The organism is Kibdelosporangium phytohabitans, assembly GCF_001302585.1.
In the GTDB taxonomy this organism is placed as follows: Bacteria; Actinomycetota; Actinomycetes; order Mycobacteriales; family Pseudonocardiaceae; genus Kibdelosporangium; species Kibdelosporangium phytohabitans.
Map to the genome: position 1 here is coordinate 4,880,619 of NZ_CP012752.1, position 23,394 is coordinate 4,904,012.

The following is a 23,394-nucleotide window of genomic DNA, read 5'->3' on the forward strand; positions in this document are numbered from 1 at the left end:
CTCCTTGTTGAGGGTTGAACGACTACGAGCAGACAGAAGCCGGAACGGGACGAAACGTCAACCACGCCGATGGCGGCTTTTGCGCGGCATTCGGCCGCAATCGGGTTCGCGATGCGAACTACGGTCCCGACCTGCGTGATCCGCGGCTCGGTCCGCACCGCGGGCGACAGCGGTACGACGAAGATCACGCGGCGCGGCTGGCACACCGTCCTCTGTGGCCCGACTTCCCGGCCGAGGGCACGCACATGTCGGCGTTTCGGCCGCGCGAGCTGGGCGGATGTGACATCCTGTGCGGAGGTTTCCAGGCAGACGGACACAGGCGGTAGCACGTGAAGACGCCCGACGAGTGGATGCGGGACTTCGAGTCCAAGATCGCCGACGCGCAGGCCAAGGCCGCGGCGGTGCAGCAGGGGCTGGCGAACGCGGAAGGCAGCGCGTCGTCCAAGGACGGCACGGTGACGGTGACAGTGGCACCGACCGGGGCGTTGACGAACCTGCGGCTGACAGCCGAGGCGATGCGCTTGTCGCATTCCCAGCTGGCGGCCGAGATCATGGCCGTCGCCCGCACCGCCCAGCGATCGGCCGCCACCCAGGTGGCTGAGACGTTCGAGCAGGTCAACGGCGCGGGCTCGGAGTCGTACCAGCTGATCGCGGAGTACCTCCCGCCCGCCGAGGAGCAGGACGAGGAAGAGCTCGAGCCGCGCCAGTACGGCTTCGAGGACGGCTCGGACAACGCCGAGCAGCCACCCGCCCCGCCGCGCCCGGAGCCGCCTCGCCGCCCGGCGGCGCGTCCCGACGAGACCGACGATCCCGAGTTCGGGAACGGCTCGATCTTCCGCGGCTAGGAACGTCGGTTCGCGCGTGCGAACGAGTTCGAATATGACAGTCTGTACGGGAACGGAATCGGGGCGGCGGTCATCTGACCTGCACGAGCGACGAGTAGGAACTGGGGGAGGGCTGTGACCGAGTGGTACGAGGGCGCCGGTGTCGTCGAGAGCGTCGCGGGGTTCGTCGACACGCTGACCGCCGAGTCCGAAGGTGAGGGCGTCGACGTCATCGACGCGGCCATCGGGGGCGCGGGCATGGTCGTCGACCTGGTCTCCTCCGCGGCCAACCCGCTCGCCGCGGTGTTCTCGGCCGGTGTCGGCTGGCTGCTCGAGCACGTCAGCTTCATCCGTGAGCCGCTCGACGCGTTGCTCGGCAACCCCGACGAGATCAACGCCAACACCCACCAGCTCAAGTCGGCCGCGCTGGAAATGAAGATGATCGCCGAGGAGCACCGCCAGGACGTGGCGGCCATGGGCGGCTCGTGGTCGGGTGAGTCGAACGAGGCGTTCCGCCAGAACCAGGACACGATCGCGGCCCAGTACGAGGCGCTCGGCAAGACCATGGACGGCACCGCGGCGACGTACGCGCTGTCCGGCGCGCTGGTGGTCGAGCTGCGGGCGATGGTGTTCGACTGGATCTCCGACCTGATCGGTGAGCTGATCGCGGGCGCGCTGATCGCGCTGGCGTCGGCGGCGGTGACGTTCGGTGGCTCGATCGCGGCGTACTGCGGCTACGCGGGCACGCGGGCGGCGATGCTCGCCACGAAGATGGCGTCCCGGCTGAGCAGGCTGATGGCCGCGATGAAGCGCTTCGGCGTGCGGCTGGCCAAGCTGCAGGAGAAGATGTCGGGGCTGATGAAGGGTCTCGAGAAGTTCGCGGACTACGGCGACTACGCCAAGACGGCGTACGACGCCGTGAAGCCGTACGAGATGCCGCAGGCGCAGCCGCAGACCCCGGGTGTGAACCCCGGCACGGCCAGCTAGCGGATCCAGACCGATGGTGCGAGGCAAAGGGTCGGGATCCTCCGGCAGCCACGGGTCGACCTCCCACGGCGGAGGCCCGACACCGGGGACGGGCGGGACCGGGGGAGTGGCGCCGGGCAAGGGCTCCCACATGGACCCGGACGCCGTCGAGTCGATCGGCGAGCGGTTCAACGGCCGGGGTGGCCAGATCAGGGACGGCATCGGCGGCAAACTGAACATCGGGGCCTCGGCGGACAGCGCGGGGGTGTTCGGCCAGGTCGCGATGGGCAAGGCCGACGAAGCGATCAAGACAGCGAGGGAAGGCGCCGAGCGAGCGGCGATGGCCGCGGAGAACAGCGGCCAGAAGGTCAAGCAAACCGCGCAGATGGTCCGTGGCACGGACGAGTCGAACGCGTCGAAGGTGGGCAAGTCCGGCGACGGCCTGGACAAGGCAGCCGCACGTTCCACCGGCGCCTCCGGCGGTGGCGTGTCAGGCGGGTCCGGACGCTCAGGCGTGACCGCGACCGCGGGCCCGACGAACACCCCCCGAGGCTCAGGCCCGGTGGAAACCCGGTCAGGCCAGCCAGGCGGGCCGGCACGACCGATGAGTGCCCCGAAAACCCCAGCGGGGCCCGGAGGTATGCCGCCGCAGAACCAATCTGGCGGCAACCAACCGCAACGCCGCCCGGTGGACGGTCAAACCGGTGTGCGCCAAGGAAACAACCCCGGTGCACAGGGACAGGGCGCGCGTCCGTCGAGCGCTATGCCGAACAATGCCGGGCAGGCTCCCGGTTTGCGCGGCGGGAATGTCCCACCTGGACAGTCCGGACCGGCGAGTAGTGCGGCCGGTCAGGGCAATCCGGGTGCGCGTGGTGGTGTCCCCGGTGGACAGTCGGGGCCTGTCAACAGTGCCGCGGGCCAAGGTGGCGCTCCGGCGCCTCGTGGTGGTGCGGGTCAGGGTGGTGCTCCTGCGTCGCGTGGTGGTGGGCAGCCGGGTTTGGCGAACAGCGGTGGTGGCCAGGGTGGTGGGCGTCAAGGTGGCGCCCCGATGGGTAATTCCGGGGCGCGCCAGGGCAACGCGTTCGGCGGTGCCCCGCCCCAAGGCCAGGGCGGCGGAACGCCGCGGCCGAACGCCCCAGCCCCGGGCCAAGGACAGCAAGGCATGCGCCAAGGCGGCATGCCCATGGGCAACACCGGTCAGCAAGGCCAGTTCGGTGCGCCGATGCGCAGCCCGCAGTACAACCAAGGTGCGATGCGGAACCAGGGCTTCGGCCCGCAAGGCAGCGCGCCCCCCAACACCCAAGGCCAGGGATACGGCCCACCCCAAGCCCAGAGCGGCCAAGGCCAGCAAACCGGCGGCCGCCAGGGATACGACCGCGCGCAGAACCAGCAAGGGACGCACCAACCTCAGCAGCCGATGCCGAACCGGCAAGGCCAGCAGCCGTTCAACCAAGGCCAGCAGGCACAGGGCCAGCCGGGACAGGGCCAGCCATTCGGCCGTCAAGGCCAACAGGGCCAGCAGAGCCACCCGTTCAACCAACAGGGTCAGCGGGCACCAGGCCAGCAAGGCCAAGCGTTCGCCCAGCAAGGGCAGCAAGGGCAGCAGAGCCGCGCGTTCGGTCAGCAGGGCCAGGCCTTCGGCCAGCAAGGTCAGCAGGTGCCGGGGCAGCAGGGCCAAGGGTTCAATCAGCAGGGCCAGCCCGGCAGTGGCGACCGATCTGGTCAGCCGGGCGCGAATCAGCAAGGGCCAAGCCGACAGGGACAGCAGACCCCAGGGCAACAGGGACAGCCGTTCAACCAGCAGGGGCCGGGACAGCAAGGTCAGACGCCCGGCCAGCAGGGTCAGTCGGCGCCGGGGCAGCAAGGCCAGTCGTTCGGTCAGCAGGGCCAGTCGGGCAGTGGTGACCGGTCTGGTCAGCAAGGAGCGAACCAGCCGGGCCAGCAGCAGCCGGGTCGGCAGGGTCAAGTGGCCAATCAGCAGGGCCAGCCTGTCCCCGGTGACCGGCAGGGCCAGCAAGCGCAGAACCAGCAATCCCAAGCGGCCAACCAGCAGGGCGTCAACCAGCAGGGACGGCCGCCTGCCGACGCGCAGTCTCCCGACGGCCGCCCGAACCAGCAGACGCCGAACCAGCAGACGCCGAACCAGCAGACGCCGAACCAACAAGGCCACCAGCCGCGCACCGATCAACCCGGCCAGCAGCAACAAAACCAGCAAGGCCCGAATCAGCAACAGGGACAGCACCGGCCGTCCCAGGACAACCGGCCCAACCAGCAGTCCCAGGACGGCCGCCCAAGCCAGCAGGACGCGAACCGGCGTCAGGACGGGCAGCCTGCTGACGGTCGGCGTGACCCGAACCAGCGGGAGAATCGGCCCAACCAGGATCAGGACCGGCAGTCGCCGGACGGCCGCCCGAATCAGCAGGATCGGCCCGATCAGCGGCGTGATCCGAGCCAGCGGGAAGATCGGCCCGGCCAGGACCAGAATCGGCAGGATCGGCCCGATCAGCGGCGTGATCCGAGCCAGCGGGAAGATCGGCCCGGCCAGGACCAGAATCGGCAGGATCGGCCCGATCAGCGGCGTGATCCGAGCCAGCGGCAGGACCGGCCCAGCCAGGGTCAGGACCGGCAGGATCGGCCGGACCAGCGGCGTGATCCGAATCAGCGGCAGGAGCAGACCCGGCCGAACGAGCAGAACACCACCCCGAACCGGCAGGATCAGAGTCCGCCGGACGACCAGGAGAACCGGCAGCCGAGGCCGTTGCCGGAACACGCCCGGCCCACGAGCCCGTTGGACGACCCCGCGATGTACGACGGGGACCGGGACGCGCCGTTGCGGGACCGCCGCCCGCCTGTGGCGTTGTTCAGCGTGGAGCGGTCGAAGTACGGCACGCCGAAGGTCGTGTACCGCGGTATCAAGGACTGGGCGCGGCACCAGATGTCGTTGTTCCGCGGCGACACGCGTTCTCCCGCGGAGATCAAGGCGCAGGGCGGGTTCCGTCCGCCGTACATGAGCAGGAAGGACTGGGAGAACCACCCTGAGTGGGCCAAGCCCGACCTCGCTCGGCACGTCGGCGGTGACACGAACGCGTTCGTGTCCACCTCGACGAGCGCGGACGTCAGTGAGAGCTTCGCCGGTGACAAGCAGTACGTCTACGTGATCAACGCCCCCGGCGGCATCCACACCGACCCGACCATGGAGTCCAAGACCGGCAAGGAGTCCCACGGCGAGGACGAGGTCCTCTTCCCCGGCGGCATCGACTTCCGGTACGTCCGGGGCTGGTACGAGGTGTCGTACGACTCGGGCATCCATCAGTGGGTACGCGGTGACTTCGTGCCCAATCCCGACTACATCGGCGACAGGTACGTGTCGGGTGATCCCGCCGCGGTCGGCAGGCACAGCGCCGACGCCATGCGTCCGGGTCCGGACGGTCATCCTCCTGTCATCATCGGCAGCCTCGGCGACCAGATGGGGCGGTTGGAGGACCCGACGCTCGATTCGCTGCGCCCCTACATGGAGTCGACCAAGGGCGGAATGTCGGTGTTCGCCCCGACTGGCGGCTCCGTGAACCCGTCCCATGGCAACGACGTGTTCACGGCGAACAGGGTGCCCGAGATCCCGGGCCAGTTCGTCGTGGACATGCACGGCACCCAGGACGGGGTCCGGGTCGGTACGACGAGGCTGGACGAGAAGCAAGTCGCCGACATGATCCGTGCCCATCCCGGTTACGACGGCGGCCCGGTCACCCTGTTCGGCTGCGGCGCGGGCAACAACGGCTTCGCGGCGAAGGTCGCGCAGGAACTCCAGGCCTCGGTCACCGCTCCCAACGGTGACGCGTGGGTCGACCACGACGGCAACGTCTTCGCGTCGAGCCGCAAGAACGACATCACGGACTTCAGCCAGTACGGCAAGCCGCCGAAGCCGACCTTCCCGCCCGACGGCAGCTGGACGACGCACGAACCGGGCGGCAAGTCGACCGTCAGCCCGGACTCGTACCCGCCTGGGCACACCCCGGGGTGGGACAAGAACAACCCGCCGGCCCGCCCGGTCATCGCCGCGTACCACCGTGGCGACGACCACTCCACGCCACCGCCGTCCAGGGACGACCACAGCAGCACCGACCGCGCGGACGACGGTGACCGGGGCGGCCGGCCCGGCGGCGAACCCCGGCCGGATCACCAGGCCGACCACGCTGACCAGGCCGACCGGACCGCTGTGGCCGATCGGATCGACCGCGACGCCGACCAGGCAAGGCTGGAAGCGGGCAACGAGCGAAACGACCAGCTCAAAGCGCTCGACCAGGACACTGCCGACCGCGTCAGGCAGTTGGAGCTCGAAGCCAAACCGCACATCGACGAGGTCGCGCGAAGCCGTGAACGCGGCCTCGCCGAGGTCAAGCAGGACACCGATCGCCAGCTGGACCAGGTCGAACGGCAACGGGCCGAGCAACTCGCGCGTGCGGGCGACGACCAGGCCCGCCGCGACGGCATCAACGACGAGTTCGACCGGCGTGCGGCCGGCGTCAAGCAGAACCAGGCCGAACGGGAGAACGCGGTCAACCGCGAGGCGGACCGGCGAGCGGAGCCCACCCGCAAGGAGCTCGACCGCAAGTTCGCCGATCTGGTCGCGGAGAAGGACCAGCGCCGCGACCAGATCGAGCAGAACCACGAGGACCGGTCCGCGGCGATCGACGCCGAGCGGAACAGGCGCCACGCGGAGCAAGGCACCCAGCCGCGCCGCGACGACCAGGCCCGGCGCGACGACGACAGTCGCCCGGCCGACGAGAAGCCGAGCCGTGCGCCCGAACGCAAGGACAGCCGCAGCGAGGGCCGTCAGTCATGGCCGACCGACCCGGCCAACGGCGCGCCGCTGCGCAAGCGCGACCTCGACGCACTCGGCCTGACCGAACGCCAGGTCGACTGGTGGCGTGACGGCAAAGCGCCGCTGGGCATGGACCCCGACCAGTTCCGCCGGTTCCAGTCCGAGCTCGGCGACCTGTTGCGCGCCAACGGGATCGACCCGAACAAGTCCCAGCTGAGGCTGGTCGGCTCGTCCGTGCGCTTCTACTCCGGCTGGAACAAGCGGATGGAGGGCGACGAGTACGGGCTCAAGCACACGCCGGAAAGCCGTGAGCGGCTGACCCGGTGGGAGGGCCCGGAGCGGGACGGGATGTCCGAGCGCAGGCCGTTCGACGTCCAGTACCGGCTGGGACTGGCCCCGGAGAAGAGCGACTACGACCTGTCGGTTTATTCCGACGACGTCGTCGACCTGGCCAGGTCGAAGTGGGACGGCAAGGGCGACTTCTCCCACGAACACGGGCACGTCGACAAGAACGTGGCACGCAACGCGGTCACCGGCTTCGACGAGTTCGCCGCGCGCTGGAAGGAGAAAACCGGTCGCAAGCTCGGTTTCCGCCTGTACGGCCTGGAGAACGAGCCGCAGCAGCGCCGTTCGAAGCACGCCAAGCCCACCGACGGCAACTGGCTGCTGGACATGTCCGAACGCGCACAGCCGCAACGCCCGGAAACCCCGGTCGACCCGAAGTCCGGATACCAGATCAAGCAGCGCGACAAGGACTTCCTCGGCTACTCCGACGAGCAGATGAAGTGGTGGCAGGACGGCGACGCGCCGCTGGGCATGACGCCACGCCAGTACCACGACTTCCGCGCGAGCCTCGCCGACGCGATGCGCGCCGAGGGCGTCGATGCCCGCGACGTCGACATCCGGCTCAAGGGCTCAGGTGTCAACGGTTTCTCCAACCCGCGCAAGACATTGGAGAACGCCGAGCACACCGGCGAAAGCCGCGCGTTGACCGACCAGTGGCTCGGCGACGACCCGGACCGCCCGACGGGCCGCCCGTTCGACTCGATGTACCGGCTGGGGCTGGACGAGGAGAAAAGCGACTTCGACGTCCAGATCCGCTCCGACGACCTGGTGCGCGTCGCCAGGCAGCGGCAGGCGATGGCCCCGGTCATGCGGGAGGTCGAAGGCGCCGACGGCAGGAAGGAGTGGCAGCCGGTCCCGGTCGTGCGGGAGAAGTACGGCTTCGTCCACAAGGACGTCCTGCACGAGCAGTTCCCCGAGCTGGACAAGTGGGCCAAGCACTGGGAGCGTGAGCTCGGCCGTGAGGTGGCGCCGGCGCTGTTCGGCCTCGATCACGGTCCACGCCAGGAAAGTCAGCTGGACGCCCAGAAAGCGCAACGCGGCTGGCCCATGCTCGGCCCGGATGCCCCGCCGCTCGGCGACCGGCCGGACCCGGTCGACCCCGGCACGGTCGGTGTCGCCAAGCCGGACGACACCGTCGACTCCACTGTGGAGCCGACGGAGCGCCCGCCGGCCAAGCCACCCGCCGATTCGCCCGTGTTCACCGACGCGCCGGAGTCGCCGGAACCGCCGGGCAGGACCGAGCAGGCGCCGCCTGTGCGCGGTGAGGACGGCAGCTGGTCGTGGAAGGACGAGTTCAGCCTCACCCCCGAACAGAACCAGGCCGTCGACGACTTCCTGCCGACCTTCGAGAAGGTCGGGCACGGCGAGGACGGCAAGGGCGGCATCCGCGGCGTGATGCAGGACATCGAGCAGAGCGTCCCGTACACGCGGCTGGAAGGGTTGCAGTACGACCTCAAGGGCGCCGATCGGCTCAAGGAAAAGGTCGCGGATCGCCTCGAAGGTGCGACCACCACACCGGAGGAGGTGCTGCGCGGCATCCCGGACGCGATCCGCTACACCTTCTCCCTGTCCACCGGCGACTACACGAGAGGGGTCGTGCGCATCACCGACGACCTGCGGCAGCGCGGTTTCGAGGAAGTGCGGCGGACCAACTTCTGGAACGTCGGGATGGACGAGAACCCCTACCAGGGCATCAACTCCCGGTGGCGTGACCCGGAGTCCGGCCTGATGTTCGAGGTGCAGTTCCACACCCCGGAGAGCTGGCACGTCAAGAGCGAGACGCACGACGCCTACGAGTACGAGCACACAGGGAAGATCGAAGACCGGCCGATGTGGAACAGGTATCAGCGCGAGTACTTCGAGACGATCCCGGTCCCTCCCGGTGTGCAGTCGATCGTGACCGTTGAGGAGCCGAAGCCCAGTGTCTGACCTCGTGGCGTACTACGTCGAAACCTCGCCGTGGCCGGAGCCGGCGCTGTACCGGCGTCGCCCGGACGCGCAGGGCGGCGGCAGGGTCGACGAGAGTTTCGTCCCCCGCGACGGCACGTGGCGCCGTTCCTCCGGGCTGCGCAAGCACGAGTCGGGCCAGGCGGACTGGGACCTCTACGGCATCGACCCCGCCGAGGCCGAGCAAGTCATGGCCTACAAGCGGCGGCTGGCCGCGGGTGACGGCGACGATGCCGGTCGGTCGCCGGTGCTCGGTGAGTGGGGCGTCGGTGACGCGTGGATCGTGAAGTTGACGGGAACGTTGTCCGAAGCGGTCGTCGACGAGATCGTCGACCGTCTCGGGATGACCCGGCGGGCCCCGTTGAGCCCGGGGGAACGGGATCTGGCCCTTCGGGTGCTGCGCAGCGACAGCGAGGCCCGGTGGAACTTCGAGCTGTACCGCACGGACGACGACGAGACGCTTTACCTCAGGCTCCGGTATTTGCGGCTCGTTCCCGGTGAGCGTGTGATCCAGGCGTTGCGTGACCAGGTGTTCCCGCTGGCCGGGGAGCTCGGGCTCGAGATCGTCGACGAGCAGGTGATGCGGCAGCCGTCCTACCCGTACTCGGCGCGGGCCAGGGCCGAGCTGTTGCCGGACAAGGACTTGCTGCTCGTCCTGTGGTTCCGCGGGGCGATGACCGAGGGCATGCTGCAGACTCTCCAGCAGCAGCTGGGCCTGCGGCCCGAGTGGAGCTCCGACGTCGACGAGTCCACGGAGCTGGAGTGGGGCGCCGGATACCTGCCCAACGACGGCCGGTACCGGGCACAGTTGCGCCTTCGGCGCACCTTCAACGACGACGACCTGTGGCGGTTCGAGATCGGCTACGAGGGCAAGCGTCCGCCCGAGGAGACCATCGACCAGTGGCGCGACGAGATCACGGCCGCCGCGACCGGTGCCGGGCTGCGGTTCGAGCGGGACTGGCTCAGGCCGCGGCCGGCCCCGGAATCCCGCACGCCTCTGCTGCCTGCGCCGACGCGCACCGCGGGTCAGGTCCACGTGCTCTACCGCGCGTACTTGAGCGGTGGGTTCACGGCGGAGTCCCTGGACAGCTTCCGTGACGCGCTGGGTATCGAGAAGCGCGGCCGGATCGGCGACGACAGCGAGCAGTACTTCGGCGAGCGTGTCCTGCGGGAGGGCGACAACCGCCTTGTCCGCTTGATGCTGGCCCGGAGCTCGGCGAACAGCTGGTACGTCAGTCTGTCCTATCAGGACACACCGCCCGATCCGGCCACTGTGGACCAGATCGCGCGGGAGGTCCACGCTGCCGCGACGGCGGCCGGTCTGACGATCGGCTACGAACAACGGTTCCCGCCGAAGCGACCATGATCACGTCGTACCCCGTCGAACCGACGCTCTCCACCGGACCGGGATCGCCGCATCGGCGCCGACCGGCTCGGACGGGTGACGTGCGGGCCGGCGCGGCCTCTGATCCGGTGGACGGAGGCTGGGGTCGCGGTGGCCGGCTGCCCGATGGTGACGAGGATTACGAGGAGCTGGCGACCGGCTTCGGGGAGGCGGTCGGCTCGCGTACGGTGACCGGTGTGCCCCGGCGGGGGACGTGGGTCCAGCTGACGCGGAGCGCGGAAGAGGTGTGGTGTCTGAGCCTGTACTGCCAGGACATACCACCCGATCAGGCGACGATCGGCCAGCTTTCGCGTGACGTGCGCGCGATCGCCGCCGACGCTCGTCCTAGTGTTGTCAGGGAAGTGCACAATCCAGCGGGGGAAGACGACTCGTGAGCATGCGCATCGGGGTCAGCGGGGGCGCCGTCTTCGGCGTCGGGGAAGGGCCGGACCGGACGGGGTACGCCGGCCGGGACGCGCCGGTCGACGGCCAGCAGGTCACGCTGCCGGACGGGCGTGAGGTCAAGCAGGTCTCGCTGGCCGAGCTGGAGTCCGTGTTCACGCTGCACACCGTGGACAGCGACGGGGTCGACGTCGCCGACGCCGATCCGCTGACCGGGTACCTCGCGCCCGCGGGCACAGTCGTCCGGCAGGTGCGCGAGGTCGCCCGTGACGAACGCGTGGCCGTGTGGTTTCCCGCGTTGCCCGCCGAAACCGCCCCCGAGGGGGACCCGAACACCGCGTCCGGTGCGTTGCTGGCGTCACTGGGCGCCGAACTGTCCGGGGCCGCGCCGGACGGGTGGAGCGGGCTGAGCATCGAGTGCGAGGCGCTGGTGTCGCGCATGGTCGTCACGGTCACCGTGACGATGGCCGACAGCACGGTCCTGCACTGGTCACCGCCGCCCATGGTCAGCCAGTGGCTGCACCGGCTGCGGATGCGCGACTACCACCCTGGCCGTGGCGTGTGGTTCCGCGCCAGGTTCGAGCTCACCCCCAACGCGCCCGTGGTACGTGACGTCGACGCGCTCAGCCCGTTGAGCTTCGTCACCGACGCCGAGGACTGTGCCGACGAGCTGCGGTTGCTGCCGCGCAACGCAGACGCTGTCCCGCGCTGGCTGCTTGACGCCGCTGTGCGCAGCCAGCAGGCCGGGCGCAGTGCGTACGCCGAGGAACAGGTCGCGGCCGGGCGGCCGGAGACGGTCCCGTTGTTCGACGGCAGGGACGAGACCGGTCAGCCGACCTGGTACCGGCCGGTGCTCAGCCAGGTGGAGCGGCAGGCGGTGCTGGAGTACCTCCAGGGTGCGCCGGTCGTGTTGTCCGCGCGTGGGTTGTCACGGGACGTGCTGGCGGGCGTGGACGACTCGGTTCCGATGTCCTTCCACACCGACGGCCGGTTCGTGTGGCCGGGTGCCGCCGCGTACTACCTCGACAAGCACGGTGTCCCGCCCGCGCTGGCGCTGGTCGAGCACATCCGGTCGGCGCGGCACCAGCTGCCGAAGGCTGTCCCGGCGATCGCGCTGGACCGCGCGTCCGCGGCGGCCATGGGACGGCCGTGGAGCGAGTCCGAAGTGGACGCCAATGCCAACCAGGCGCTCGGCCCGGTCGAGTCGGCGATCATCACCCACCGGATCAGCCCCCGGTTCTACAGCGTGTTCGCCGAGCGGGAGTCCGCGTGGTGCCTGGTCCGCGACGGCGACCAGTACCGGGTGCAGTGGTCGCACGACGAACGGTCCGCCGTGCTGTTCGACGACGTCAGACAGGCCGCCGTGTACCTCGCGGGGCAGCTGTCCGCCAACGGGCCCGACCTGGAGTACCAGCTCGGCGAGGAGATCCCGGCCTGGCAGTCGCCGCTGGTCGTGCTGTCCGACGACCCGCCCGTGGAGTCGTTCGCCGCGGTCAGCACGGTGATGATCCAGGACGTCGACGTGGACCGGTACGGCAGCACGGAGGGCAACCTGGTCTACGTCGCCGAGACACCGTTCGAGCAGCGTGGCCTGCCGCCGGAGTACGCCAACCGCCCCTACCACCGGTACCGGATCAGCGGGGACCCGTGGCGGGTGGTGTCCGTCGTGTCCGCCGAGGGCGGGCGGGGGTACGTGCTGCCCAAACCGATCGACGAGTACCTCAGGCAGGGGTACGTCGAGGAGATCGTGCCGCAGGCGGGGCACCCCGGCCTGCCGCCGATCACCGACGAGATGCGGGCAGCGGCCGCGCAGAACCCGAACGGCTGGGTGTACTGCGCGGACCCGGACGTCGACCCGAGGTTCATCGAGGGCATCCCGCTGCCGGTGGTGCTCGGCGGGTACAAGGTCGGCCCGGACGGCCAGTTCACCGGCGAGACGTTCGTCAACGACGACTACCGGCCGAGCCCGCGGTTGCGCGGCTACCCGGAGCCGCAGAGCGACTTCGAGCTCGTCCTCGGCTACATCGCGGCCGGGTGGCTGCCGCACCACGAGATCGTGCCTGCCGCGCTGGACGCGCCGTTCATGCTGGAGACGGACGGGAACGGCGGCCTGCGCATCGGTGTGGAGGGCACCGGCCGCCAGTTCCTCGCCGTCTACTCGTCCCCGGGTTACGTGCCGCCGGGCGCCCAGGCGGTCATGCAGACCACCGGCCGTGACCTGGCGCCCGCGCTGACCGGCCTGACGGTGATCGTCAACCCCGGTGCCGGCTTCGGCATCGAACTGCCGGGCGAGGACATCATGCAGGCGGCGGGCGTCCCGCAGCAGGCCTGAGCGGTTCAGTGGCTGCGGGCGACGATGTCGCCGTACGAGGTGGTCGCGTGGATGTCGAGCTGGGCGGCGGCCCCTTCGGAGTTCCTCAGCGCGTTGCTGACGCGGCCGTAGGACGTGCCGGCGTCCAAGGTCGCCGAGACCCCGGCGGCGGCGCCGACCGTGATGCCGCCTGCCTCGGTGCGCAGCACGACCGTGCCGCGCACGGCCTCGGCCACCCGGATGTCGCCCCTCGTGGTGCTGATCTCCGCTGGGCCGTCCACGTGACCGATCTCCACGTCGCCCTCGACTGCGGTGACGCGGACGCTCGCGGCCTCGTCGATCTTGGTCTGGCGGTACCCGCCGGTGACGGCGACGTCGCCGAACCGGCCGATGCCGCGGAACTCGGAAGCCTCCGCCTTGGCCTCGACGCGTGAACCGGCGGGCAGCTCGACGGTGATCGCCACGGCTCCGGACTGGCCGAAGTACTGGTTGCGGGGTGCGTGGGTGTGGATCCGCAGCACGCCGTCCGCGTAGCCGACCTCGGTCTGCTCCGCCGCCTTCACGTCACGGCCTTTCGACGCGTCCGCGGGCAGGACCTGGACCACGGTGTCGGCCCGGTCGGTGGCGACGAACTGGACGCGCCCGGCGGGCAGGTCCAGGATGGCGGCGATCGGGGCGGGGGTGTCGAACGTCTGCATCGTGCTCTCCTGGCGTTTCGTTCGGTCTTCCCCGTGGCCGGGGTGACCTGGTGACGCCGACTACGTTCGCCTGCCGTCCTGACAGCGATCGGTCACGGTCCTGACACGGCACCTGACACGGCGCCACCACCTACTCGGCTGGGGCGCCGGTGGCGGTCTGCCGGAGCAGGCGGCGCGGGCCGATGCCTGTCTGACCGAGTTTGTCGTTCTTGTTGACGAGCAGGCAGCGGTCGATCGACAGGCAGCCGCAGCCGACGCAGTCGGTGAACCTGTCCCGCAGCTGCGTGAGGTAGCGGATGCGCTGGTCGAGCTGGGCCCGCCAGAGCGAGGACAGCCGTTCCCAGTCCTGTCTGCTCGGGACCCGGTTGTCCGGCAGCGCCTTGAAGCACTCCCGGACCTCCGCCAGCGGGATGCCCACGCGCTGGGCGATCTGGATGAACGCCACCCGCCGCAGCGTCTCGCGCGGGAACCGGCGCTGGTTGCCCGGTGTGCGCCTGCTGGTGATGAGGTGCTGGCGTTCGTAGAAGTGCAACGCGGACACGGGCACCCCGCTGCGAGCCGACAGCTGGCCCACGGTCAGCTCGGCGAGGTTCCACGCGGGGGCCTTCACGACCGGCGGACCAGGAACGCGAAGAGGGTGGCGGTGACGACGAGCAACGCGGTGCTGATGCCCGCGATCAGGTGCAGGCCGTCGGTGAACGCGCCACGCGCCGCGTCGAGCAGTTCGGCGCCGACGGGGTGCGGTGACTGGGCCGCGACGGACACCGCGCCGCTGAGCGTGCCGCGTGCGGTCTCCGCCGCGTCGGGCGTGAGGCCAGCTGGGACGGTCATCCCGTTGTAGACGGCCGTGCCGATGCTGCCGAGGATCGCGATCCCCAGCGCGCCACCGAGTTCCGGCGCGGTCTCGGCCAGCGCGGACGCCTCGCCTGCCCGGCCTGGCGGGGCGCAACCGACGACGAGGTCCGTGGTGAGCGTCATCATCGGGCCGAGCCCGGCGGAGACGACGACCGAGCCCGCGACCAGGGTGGGAAGCCCGCCGCCCGGACTGACCTGCGTGAGCACCAGGAAACCGGCGGCCGACACCAGCAGACCGGCGCCGACGACCAGCCCGGGACGAACGCGGCGCACGAGTACCGGCGCGAGCGTCGATCCCACGATGACACCGCATGCCGCGGGCGCCGTCCACAGTCCGGCGTGCAGCGGTGACAGACCGAACACGAGCTGGAGGTACTGCGCGAGGTAGAAGTTGGCGCCGAACAGGACGAACACGCCGAGCAACAGCGTCACCAGCGAGACGCTGAACGACGCCGACCGCAACAGCCGCAGGTCGATCAGCGGATCCTTCAGGCAACGCTGCCGCCGTACGAACACCACCGCGCTGATCAGACCAACCACAATGGACACGACCGCGATCGTGCCGACGCCGTGCTCGGCGGTGCGCTTGAGGCCGTAGATGACTGTGAGCACAGCGACGAGGGACATGACAACGCTGAGCACGTCCATCTTGCCCGCGTCAGGCTCCTTGTGTTCCGGCAGCAACAGCGGGCCGACGACGAGGAAGATCACGATGACCGGCGCGGCGATCAGGAACACCGCGCCCCACCGGAAGTGCTGGAGTATCCAGCCGCCGGCGAGCGGTCCGATCGCCGTACCGCCCGCGACGCAGGCGATCACGATCCCGATCGCCACGGTCCGTTGCCGCGGGTCACGGAAGATCGTGGCGGCGAGCGACAACGACGACGGCATCAACGTCGCACCGGCGATCCCGAGCAGTGCCCGTGCGGCGATCAGCATCTCGGCGTTGACGGAGTACGCCGCGAGCACCGACGCGACCCCGAAGGCGGCGGAGCCGGCCAGCAGCATCCGGCGGCGGCCGATCCGGTCACCGAGGGTGCCCATCGTGATCAGCGATCCCGCGAGCAGGAACCCGTAGATGTCGATGATCCACAGTGACTGGGCGCCCGACGGCGCGAGGTCCGCGGCGATCGCGGGCAGCGCGAGGTTGGGCAGGGTCAGTTCGAGCGACGCCAGCAGGGTGGGCAGCGCGAGCGCGGCCAGCCCGGCCCATTCCCGCCGCCCGGCTCGCGGTGCGGTGTCCGTGTCCATGGCGATCAACGCTAGAACCTGAACAATGGTTAAGGTCAAGTCCCGGATGCCGGACTGTTTCAGGCGTCGCTGAAGTCGCTGGACAGGCCGTCGCGGTGTTTCGGATGCTGTGCCCGGCGGCGCCGGTGACGGGCGACGCCATCCATCGCAACCGAACAGTTTGTGTAATTATCCACTATGGACACTCAAGGCCGGTATCTCTTCGACAACGACAACCCGGAGTCCGCTGGCCAGCACCGGGCACTGTCCACATTGCTCGATCCACTCTCGTTCGAGCGCCTCGCGGCCACCGGTGTCGGGCCTGGCTGGCGCTGCCTGGAAGTGGGCGCGGGCGGCGGGTCCGTCGCCGTGTGGCTGGCCGAACGGGTCGTCCCGGGTGGGCGCGTGCTGGCCACCGACATCAAACCCGGCCACATCCCGGCGGTGGACGGGCTCGAGGTGCTCCGGCACGACGTGGTCACCGATCCGTTGCCGGAGTCGGCGTTCGACCTGATCCACGCCCGGCTCGTGCTCAGCCACCTGCCGGCGCGGGACAAGGTGATCCAGCGGCTGGTCGCCGCGCTGCGGCCGGGTGGGGTGCTGCAGCTCGACGAGATCGACATCAGCTATTGGCCCGTGCTGCTCGCTCCGGACGAGACGGCGTACAAACTCGTCGAGTCCTATCAGTCGACCATGGGATCAATGTTGCGCGCCAGGGGAAGCGACCCTACCTGGGGTCGCGAGGTGGCCCGCGCGATGAGCGCCGCGGGCCTGTCGGCGATCGACCCGGTCTGCCGCTACGAGACCTGGACACCCGGGTCGCCCGGACTCGACCTGCTGGTCAGCAACAGCATCCAGCTGCGGGACGGGTTCGTCGGCTCGGGGATGACCGACGAACAGCTCGGCCAGGTGCGCGAGGTGATGACCGGGCCGGACTTCGCTGTGACGTCCTTCGCCACCTACTCCGTGCAGGGGCGGCGGGCGTGATCCGGTCCTTCGGCATCCCGGATCCCGGCCCGCTGCTGGATCTCGTGCCGGACCACCGGCCGGTGCTGTGGCTGCGGGGCGGCGACGGCATGGTGGGCTGGGGTGAGGCCGCCCGGTTCGAGACCACCGGTCCGGACGCGTTCGACGAAGCGGCTCGGTGGTGGCGGGAATGGCTGTCCGGTCACCGAAGGCAGGGTGCACCCGGGCCGGTGGCGTTCGGGTCGTTCGGGTTCGCGGGCGGACGGTCGGTGCTGATCGTGCCGCGAGTGGTGATCGGCAGGCTGGGCGGCGTCACCTGGCAGACCATTGTGGACGATGCGGAACCGGCCGGGACCACCGCTCGCCGTCCCGTCCCGCGTGTGCGCTGGCTGGAGGACGGCGCCGAGTTCGAACGCTGGGACGCCGCGGTTTGCGAGGTGCTGCGGCGGTTGCGTGACACGTCACTGGCCAAGGTGGTGCTGGCGCGCGGAATCGACGGTGTGCTGGACGACGTCCTGGATCTCAGGACCGCTGTCGGCCTGCTGGCGGACAGGTTCCCCACCTGCTGGTCGTTCGCGGTGGACGGGTTGTTCGGGGCGACACCGGAACTGCTGGTGCGCACAGCGTCACGCGCGGTCTCATCGCTGGTTCTGGCCGGAACCAGCTGGGACGACAGGCAGTTGCGCAACACGGGCAGGATCGCCGCGGAACACGCCTACGCGGTCAGGTCCGTCGTGGACGCCCTGCGGCAGAGCGGCGCCGAGCTGGATCCTTGCGGGGAACCGGAAATGTTGCGACTGGCGAACGTGACCCATCTGGCGACGAAGGTCACCGGACGGCTGGCCGACGGCGTCCAGTCCGTGTCGCTGGCGGGCCGGCTGCACCCCACCGCCGCGGTGTGCGGAACGCCGACACGGCAAGCGTTCGACACGATCAGCGAGGTGGAGGGCATCGACCGGGGCCGCTACGCCGGGCCGGTCGGCTGGATGGACGCCGACGGCGACGGCGAGTGGTGCATCGCGCTGCGGTGTGCCCAGGCCGAAGGCCGGTCGGTGCGGGCGTTCGCCGGAGCGGGGATCGTCGAAGGAGCCACATCTTCGGTGGAATGGGCCGAGGTCGCGGCCAAGTTCGGCGCGATCCGCGGGCTGTTCGCCGATGACCAGGTGCTGGCCGGGTGCCGATGAACCCGGCGACCGCGCTCGCGGGCGTCCTGATCGACGAACTGGCGCGCTGTGGCGTCACCGACGCGGTGGTGTCGCCCGGTTCGCGGTCGACGCCGCTCGTGCTCGCGTTGCACGACCACCCCTCGATCAGGCTGCACGTCCGGATCGACGAGCGGTCCGCCGGGTTCTGCGCGCTCGGGCTGGCGGCGGTGCGCCGCGGGCCCGTGCTGGTGGTGTGCACATCCGGCAGCGCCGCGGCCAACCTGCACCCGGCTGTCGTCGAAGCCGATCACAGCGGCATCCCGCTGATCCTGCTGACCGCGGATCGGCCCGCGGAACTGCACGGCACCGGCGCCAACCAGACCATGGACCAGACGAGGCTGTTCGGCAACGCGGTACGGCTGTTCACCGACGTGGGTACGCCGGAGGCACGGCCGGGCATGGTCAGGTACTGGCGGTCGCTCGCGGGCAGGGCGGTCGAGGCCGCACGGACAGGCCCCGTCCACCTCAACGTGCCGTTCCGCAAACCGCTGGTGGGATCCGCGGCGGACTGGCCGGAGCCGTTGGACGGCAGGCCCGGCGGCGAACCGTGGACCGTCGTGCACCACAGCCCGCCTGGGACGTTCACGCTCGACACACCCGCTCGCGGCCTCGTCGTGGCAGGCGCCACCGACGTGGACCCGGCGGCGATCGCCGAGTTCGCCGAGGCCGCGGGCTGGCCGATCCTCGCCGAACCGCACAGCAACGCCCGGCGGGGCCCGAACGCGTTGTCCGCGTACGGCTGGCTGGTGCGCGATCCCGACTTCCTGGCCGCGCACCGCCCGGACCTCGTTGTGACCGTCGGCAGGCCGGGGTTGAACACGGTGCTGCTGGACCTGGTCGAGGACGTCGCCCAGGTGGTGGTCGACCCGGCCGTGGCCGGGCGGTGGCCCGACCCGTCCAGGTCCGCGGCGCAGGTGTTCCCGGTGCTACCGGCGCCGGTGCCCGCCGAGCCCGGCTGCGGGTGGCTCAAGCAATGGACCGACGCGGATCTCACGGCCCGTGCCGTGGTCGACGCGTGGCTTGACAGGTGCGCCGAACCGACCGAACTGCGCATGGCCAGGGACGTGGTCGCCACGATCCCGCCCGGCGCGCTGTTGCTGGTGGGCGCCAGCATGGCCGTCCGGAACGTCGACCTGGTCGCGTCCGTGCGCGACGACGTCCGGGTTGTGAGCAACCGCGGCCAGAGCGGCATCGACGGTGCCATCTCGACCGCGGTCGGCGCGGCGTTGGCACACCAGCAATCGGGCGGCGGGCACGCCTACGCCCTGCTCGGTGACCTCACCGCGGTGCACGACCAGAGCGGCCTGATCATCGGGCCACGCGAGACCCGGCCCGACCTGACCGTCGTGGTGGTCAACAACAACGGTGGCAGCATCTTCGGCATGCTCCCCGGCATCGGGTCGTTCGCCGGGTTCGACCGGCTGTTCACCACGCCGCACGACGTCGACCTCGCACACGTCGCCGCCGCCGCGGGCTGGCGCTTCACCCGTGTCACCACGTCCGCGCAGCTGCCGTCCGCCCTGCGACCGGGTGAGGGCGGAACGCACCTCGTGGAGGTCCGGACCCACCCGGGTGAGGAGCACGCCGAACGGAAGCTGATCCAACGAGCCGTGTCGGCCGCGCTGGCCCACGCGTGACTGACCTGAGAGGTCAGGAACGCGGCTGGCGTTGGGGTGCGGTGTGGCCGCGGTGGTGATCGGGCGGGTTCTAGAGGTGGACGCAACACCTGTTCCAGGGAGTTGCTGTGGTTTCACCTCGTCGTCCCGCGGGGTGGTCAGGTTCGCTGCCCTAGACGAAAGGGTCACGATCGCGGACCGCCGGGCGGCCGGGCTCGGCATCCGCGCCATCGCGCAGCGTGCTGCCGGTGATGTTCCCGGACCAGCCAGTGATGCGGATGTGTCACGAGACGATCTATCGAGCGCTTCAACTCGCCGGATGACCCTCCGCTCCAAGCGGCACCGAAGCGTTCGCTCCGGACCGGACGCCTGCGACGCAAGCGTCGCAGGCGCGGCGATCAGCGGGCAACCCAGTTCATCCAGCCGGACAGTCGATCACTCACGTCCAGCCGAGGCCGGCGACCAGGAGGTCACCACCGTCACCGGTGTTCCGGTCTGCTTCTGTCAACCAGGCAGTCCCTGGCAACCAGCAGTGCTGCGACGATCTCACGAATTCACCGTCGTAGGTGTTGCCGCTGCGGGAACGCCTCGCGGCGTTCGGTCTCGGTGCGGGCTCGGGACGCGGCGCGGGCTTGACGGCGGGCGTGCCAACCGCCATCGATGCCACGCAGCCTGCCCAGCTCGGACACCGGTGCGTTGGCGTGAGTGCCGGCTGTCCGGTGCGGATGTCGCAATCCGCACCGGACCGACTACGTGTCGGACCGTTCGCGACCTCGCTGGAGGGTACGGCTAACTCGCCCAGCGACGCAGGTCCGCTGTTGCCTTGGCGCGTTGCCACGCGGGCAGTTTGTCGATCACGTTGCCCAGGAAGACGTGCTGCACGCCCGGAGCCGTGTAGACGGCCGAGTCCCGTGAGCCGGGGCCGAGACGGTAGGGCTCGGCGGTGTACGGGTCGTTGCCGCCGTTGACGAACATCAGCCTGGTGCCGTGCTGGCGTACCCAGCGGTCGACGTCACGGATCACGGTGCCGTCATAGGTCATCGGGATGCTACGCGGCAAGAACGTGCGCGGCTGGTAAGCGTTCTCGTGGCGCAACAGCGGCCGCAGGTGGGAAAGGGATGGCCGCCACCAGCCCATTTCCGTGCCGCCCTGGTAGAAGGTCTGGGTGAACGGGGCCAACGCCTGGTCGGTGAAGAACGGGAAGCCCAGTACCGAGTCGAAGCTGCGGAACAGGGCTTCGTCACCCGCGTCGGGGGAGGGGAGTGCGGCACAGGCGGATTCCGGGTTGAACGCCCAGAAACCGACCTCGTAGTCCATGACCGACAGTTCGAACGCGACATCGATCCCGCCGACGGTGTCGAACGTCCACCCCTGTGCCGCCGCACGGGAAGCAAGCAGTTGCTGCATCGCCGGTCGGCGTTCCAGGATCTCCCGTGCCACGGCTTTGACGCGTGCACGGCACGCGGGGTCGTTGCCGACGGTCGCGAAGAACCGTTCGTAGGCACTGTCTTCCTGGTCGTCGATGTCGTTGGGTGCCACGTAGGCCACGGTCCCGGCGACGTCGTCCGGGTAGTAGCGGCGGTGGATCACCGCTGCCTGACCGCCCTTGCTGCCGCCGGTGGTGATCCACTTCTGCGGGTAGATCCCGCGCAGCGCCACGATCAGCCGGTGCTGGTCGGCCGCGCCCTGCCGCAGCGTGTCCTTCGTCCAGTCGACCGGGTCAGGCCTGGACGGCGGGTAGAAGCGGTACTCCATCGACAATTGGTTGGCGCCGAGCAGCGTGGCCGGTTCGGTCTGGAACATCGTCTCCGGCACGAAGTGACCGGTGGTGTGGAAGACCATCGGCCGGTCGAGCGAGCGGTGCTGGAGCATCACGCGCTGGGTGAACGACCCGCGCTCGGGATGCGCGTGGTCCACCGGTTGGCTGTAGGTGAGCCAGAACCAACGCACGCCCGCGATCGTCGACGGACGTTCGTCCACGGTCAGACCCGCGACGGCGCGTAGGCGCTCGGCGACATCGGCGGGCTTGGCGTTCACCGGGCTCGCGCTCACCACAGCGCACAGCAGCGCGAGCGCGACGGCAGTCCAACGCCTCATGAGATTCCCCCTTTTTTCGTTCGATGACAACGGAAACGACCGTATGAGGCCGAGCGGGGACAGCCAATGCGCCGTCGTCCGGGATTCTTAACCGATCGTCTTGCCGCGTAGACTCCGGCGGGTGGACGTGCTCAGTGACGTCATCGCGATCATGCGCACCGGACGGCCGCGCTCCACCCGGATCTCGTGGCGCGCTCCCTGGGGCCACCGTTTTCCCTCGACACCGGGATCCGCCGGGTTCCAGGTGGTGCTGAAGGGAGCGTGCTGGTTCGTCCCCACCGACGGCCCGCCTGTCGAGCTGAGCGCGGGCGACATCGTGTTCCTGCCGAAGGGACACGGATACGGCCTCGCCGACAGCCCGGTCACACCACTGGCCGAGCCGCCGTGCGACCCGGGCGGGGTGCTGCTGTACGCGTCGGCAGTCGTCGGCGGTGACGGTGCCGAGGTGGTCACGTTGTGCGGCGGATACGACCTCGACCCGGCGCGGACCCACCCGATCCTGCGTGAGCTGCCGGACGTGGTCCACCTGCCCGAGCGGCTCGGTCACGCCCCCGGGTTGCGTGCCGCGGTCGACATGCTCACCGGCGAGATCGAGCGGCCAGGGCTCGGCGCGGACACGCTGGTGACGTCCCTGCTCGACGTGCTGCAGCTCTACATCTTCCGCGCGTGGTTCGGCCGTGACGCGGACTGCACGAAGGCCGGCTGGGCCGCCGCGCTCGCCGATCCGGCCATGTGCGCGGCGCTCGACGCCATCCACCGCGACCCGGCCCGGCGCTGGACCGTCCAGTCGCTCGCCGCGGAGGCCGGGTTGTCCCGTGCGGCGTTCGCCCAGAAGTTCACGAGACTCGTCGGCAGGGCGCCGCTGACCTACCTCACGTGGTGGCGGCTGGCGCTCGGCGCCAGCCTGTTGCGGGAGCGGGACGTGTCTATCGCGCAGGTGGCGCAGCGAGTGGGATACGGCTCGGAGTACGCGTTCGGCACCGCGTTCAAGCGGGAGTACGGCATGTCACCGGGCCGCTACCACCGTCAGGCATGCCCGGCCTGAGCGGGCTCACCGCACCGCCAGGCCTTTCAGGATGGGGATGTAGATGTCGTCCACGATCGAGGACAGCGTCTCCTCCGTCAGCGGTGTGCCGCACATGATCGCCTCCGAGCGGAGCAGGTTGAGCGGTAGCTGCAGCACGCGGCGCGGGATGGCGACGGGGGACAGTTCGCCGCGGGCGACGGCGTTGTCCACGATGGTCCACAGGGATTCCGACAGCGGCGCGGAGTCCATCCGTTCGCGCAGGAACTCCTGCACTTCCGGGTGTTTGAAGGCCTCGGACATCACGCCCGCGATGGTCTGGCTCATCATCGCGTCCATCCGCATCGCGATCCTGGTGAACAGCCACAGCAGGTCACCGCGCAACGAGCCGAGGTCGGGTGTCTCCTCGCTGATCGGCCGCCGCGTCGCCCACGCGGCCACGACCAGCGCCGCGCGGCTGGGCCATCTGCGGTATATGACCGGTTTGCTTGTCCCTGCTCGTTTTGCCACGGCCTCTATGGTGAGAGCTGGGTAGCCGACGTCGCTCAGCTCGGCCCAGGCAGCGTCCAGAATGGCCTGTTCGAGCTGCGGGCCGCGGCGGCGCGTCCGGGTGGTCTCCGTCACCAAGGCCCCCTAAAATACGTTGCGTATCTTATTCGCGTATTCTAGCTTTCGACCATATTAGACACGGCTCGTATCTTGCAT

17 protein-coding genes are annotated in these 23,394 nt (G+C 70.0%); 11 read left to right on the forward strand and 6 right to left on the reverse strand.

Annotation, left to right across the window (positions count from 1 at the left end; all coding sequences use genetic code 11):
• The first annotated feature begins 14 nt into the window (after nt 1-14).
• From AOZ06_RS56510 to AOZ06_RS22275, 3 genes are all read left to right on the forward strand, one after another.
• Nucleotides 15-326 carry a hypothetical protein gene (locus AOZ06_RS56510; protein WP_157233161.1) on the forward strand — a complete coding sequence of 104 codons (312 nt, stop codon included), beginning with the start codon at nt 15-17 and terminating at the stop codon, nt 324-326.
• 3 nt (nt 327-329) lie between these two features.
• The gene (locus tag AOZ06_RS22270; protein ID WP_054291174.1) at nt 330-845 is read left to right on the forward strand and encodes a YbaB/EbfC family nucleoid-associated protein; all 516 of its coding nucleotides are present in this window, start codon (nt 330-332) and stop codon (nt 843-845) included.
• 114 nt (nt 846-959) lie between these two features.
• A complete protein-coding gene (locus AOZ06_RS22275; protein WP_054291175.1) occupies nt 960-1,811 on the forward strand; it encodes a WXG100 family type VII secretion target in 852 nt (283 codons plus the stop codon).
• A 553-nt stretch (nt 1,812-2,364) separates the two neighbouring features.
• On the opposite strand, the gene AOZ06_RS22280 is transcribed toward AOZ06_RS22275, so the two are convergent.
• On the reverse strand, nt 2,365-4,560 hold the full coding sequence (locus AOZ06_RS22280; RefSeq protein ID WP_054291176.1) for a hypothetical protein: 2,196 nt from the start codon (nt 4,558-4,560) through the stop codon (nt 2,365-2,367).
• A gap of 33 nt (nt 4,561-4,593) precedes the next feature.
• Between AOZ06_RS22280 and AOZ06_RS22285 the strand changes: the two genes are divergently transcribed.
• The 4 genes from AOZ06_RS22285 to AOZ06_RS22300 are packed head-to-tail and all read left to right on the forward strand — an operon-like array spanning nt 4,594 to nt 13,019.
• Nucleotides 4,594-8,883 carry a scabin-related ADP-ribosyltransferase gene (locus tag AOZ06_RS22285; RefSeq protein ID WP_054291177.1) on the forward strand — a complete coding sequence of 1,430 codons (4,290 nt, stop codon included), beginning with the start codon at nt 4,594-4,596 and terminating at the stop codon, nt 8,881-8,883.
• Entirely contained in the window at nt 8,876-10,267 is a 1,392-nt protein-coding gene (locus AOZ06_RS22290) for a hypothetical protein (protein WP_054291178.1), read from the forward strand. The genes AOZ06_RS22285 and AOZ06_RS22290 overlap by 8 nt, the downstream gene beginning before the upstream one ends.
• Nucleotides 10,264-10,680 carry a hypothetical protein gene (locus AOZ06_RS22295; protein ID WP_054291179.1) on the forward strand — a complete coding sequence of 139 codons (417 nt, stop codon included), beginning with the start codon at nt 10,264-10,266 and terminating at the stop codon, nt 10,678-10,680. Before AOZ06_RS22290 ends, AOZ06_RS22295 begins: the two co-directional genes overlap by 4 nt.
• A 2-nt stretch (nt 10,681-10,682) precedes the next feature.
• Nucleotides 10,683-13,019 (forward strand): glycohydrolase toxin TNT-related protein, encoded by a 2,337-nt coding sequence (locus AOZ06_RS22300; RefSeq protein ID WP_054291180.1) that lies wholly within the window; start codon nt 10,683-10,685, stop codon nt 13,017-13,019.
• Between the two features lie 5 nt (nt 13,020-13,024).
• Here the strand turns inward: AOZ06_RS22300 and AOZ06_RS22305 are convergent, their stop codons facing one another.
• From AOZ06_RS22305 to AOZ06_RS60110, 3 genes are all read right to left on the reverse strand, one after another.
• On the reverse strand, nt 13,025-13,696 hold the full coding sequence (locus AOZ06_RS22305; RefSeq protein ID WP_054291181.1) for a DUF4097 family beta strand repeat-containing protein: 672 nt from the start codon (nt 13,694-13,696) through the stop codon (nt 13,025-13,027).
• Between the two features lie 130 nt (nt 13,697-13,826).
• On the reverse strand, nt 13,827-14,306 hold the full coding sequence (gene soxR / locus AOZ06_RS60105; protein WP_054291182.1) for a redox-sensitive transcriptional activator SoxR: 480 nt from the start codon (nt 14,304-14,306) through the stop codon (nt 13,827-13,829).
• A complete protein-coding gene (locus AOZ06_RS60110; protein WP_054291183.1) occupies nt 14,303-15,802 on the reverse strand; it encodes an MFS transporter in 1,500 nt (499 codons plus the stop codon). Before AOZ06_RS60110 ends, soxR begins: the two co-directional genes overlap by 4 nt.
• Before the next feature lie 177 nt (nt 15,803-15,979).
• Between AOZ06_RS60110 and AOZ06_RS22320 the strand changes: the two genes are divergently transcribed.
• Genes AOZ06_RS22320 through menD form a run of 3 tightly spaced genes read left to right on the forward strand, consistent with a single transcriptional unit; the run spans nt 15,980 to nt 19,589 of the window.
• The gene (locus tag AOZ06_RS22320) at nt 15,980-16,768 is read left to right on the forward strand and encodes a class I SAM-dependent methyltransferase (protein ID WP_054291184.1); all 789 of its coding nucleotides are present in this window, start codon (nt 15,980-15,982) and stop codon (nt 16,766-16,768) included.
• Nucleotides 16,765-17,931: an isochorismate synthase gene (locus AOZ06_RS22325; protein WP_054291185.1), complete on the forward strand. Its 1,167-nt coding sequence runs from the start codon at nt 16,765-16,767 to the stop codon at nt 17,929-17,931. The genes AOZ06_RS22320 and AOZ06_RS22325 overlap by 4 nt, the downstream gene beginning before the upstream one ends.
• Nucleotides 17,928-19,589 carry a 2-succinyl-5-enolpyruvyl-6-hydroxy-3-cyclohexene-1-carboxylic-acid synthase gene (menD, locus tag AOZ06_RS22330; RefSeq protein WP_054296827.1) on the forward strand — a complete coding sequence of 554 codons (1,662 nt, stop codon included), beginning with the start codon at nt 17,928-17,930 and terminating at the stop codon, nt 19,587-19,589. Before AOZ06_RS22325 ends, menD begins: the two co-directional genes overlap by 4 nt.
• A 768-nt stretch (nt 19,590-20,357) precedes the next feature.
• Here the strand turns inward: menD and AOZ06_RS22340 are convergent.
• The gene (locus AOZ06_RS22340; protein WP_063810091.1) at nt 20,358-21,665 is read right to left on the reverse strand and encodes a S28 family serine protease; all 1,308 of its coding nucleotides are present in this window, start codon (nt 21,663-21,665) and stop codon (nt 20,358-20,360) included.
• Nucleotides 21,666-21,786: 121 nt separating this feature from the next.
• Here AOZ06_RS22340 and AOZ06_RS22345 point away from each other — a divergent pair, with 121 nt between their 5' ends.
• The gene (locus AOZ06_RS22345) at nt 21,787-22,710 is read left to right on the forward strand and encodes an AraC family transcriptional regulator (protein ID WP_054291187.1); all 924 of its coding nucleotides are present in this window, start codon (nt 21,787-21,789) and stop codon (nt 22,708-22,710) included.
• A 6-nt stretch (nt 22,711-22,716) separates the two neighbouring features.
• Here AOZ06_RS22345 and AOZ06_RS22350 read toward each other — a convergent pair whose 3' ends face one another.
• Nucleotides 22,717-23,313, reverse strand: coding sequence for a TetR/AcrR family transcriptional regulator (locus AOZ06_RS22350; protein ID WP_054291188.1), 597 nt, complete (start codon nt 23,311-23,313; stop codon nt 22,717-22,719).
• Nucleotides 23,314-23,394: the final 81 nt, after the last annotated feature.

Excerpts from the sequence above, each read along its gene's own strand:
- AOZ06_RS22285 (WP_054291177.1), top strand. The coding sequence starts at position 4,594 with ATGTACGACGGGGACCGGGACGCGCCGTTGCGGGACCGCCGCCCGCCT.
- AOZ06_RS22295 (WP_054291179.1), top strand. The coding sequence starts at position 10,264 with ATGATCACGTCGTACCCCGTCGAACCGACGCTCTCCACCGGACCGGGA.
- AOZ06_RS22300 (WP_054291180.1), top strand. The coding sequence starts at position 10,683 with ATGCGCATCGGGGTCAGCGGGGGCGCCGTCTTCGGCGTCGGGGAAGGG.
- AOZ06_RS22305 (WP_054291181.1), bottom strand. The coding sequence starts at position 13,696 with ATGCAGACGTTCGACACCCCCGCCCCGATCGCCGCCATCCTGGACCTG.
- AOZ06_RS60110 (WP_054291183.1), bottom strand. The coding sequence starts at position 15,802 with ATGGACACGGACACCGCACCGCGAGCCGGGCGGCGGGAATGGGCCGGG.
- AOZ06_RS22320 (WP_054291184.1), top strand. The coding sequence starts at position 15,980 with ATGGACACTCAAGGCCGGTATCTCTTCGACAACGACAACCCGGAGTCC.
- menD (WP_054296827.1), top strand. The coding sequence starts at position 17,928 with ATGAACCCGGCGACCGCGCTCGCGGGCGTCCTGATCGACGAACTGGCG.
- AOZ06_RS22340 (WP_063810091.1), bottom strand. The coding sequence starts at position 21,665 with ATGAGGCGTTGGACTGCCGTCGCGCTCGCGCTGCTGTGCGCTGTGGTG.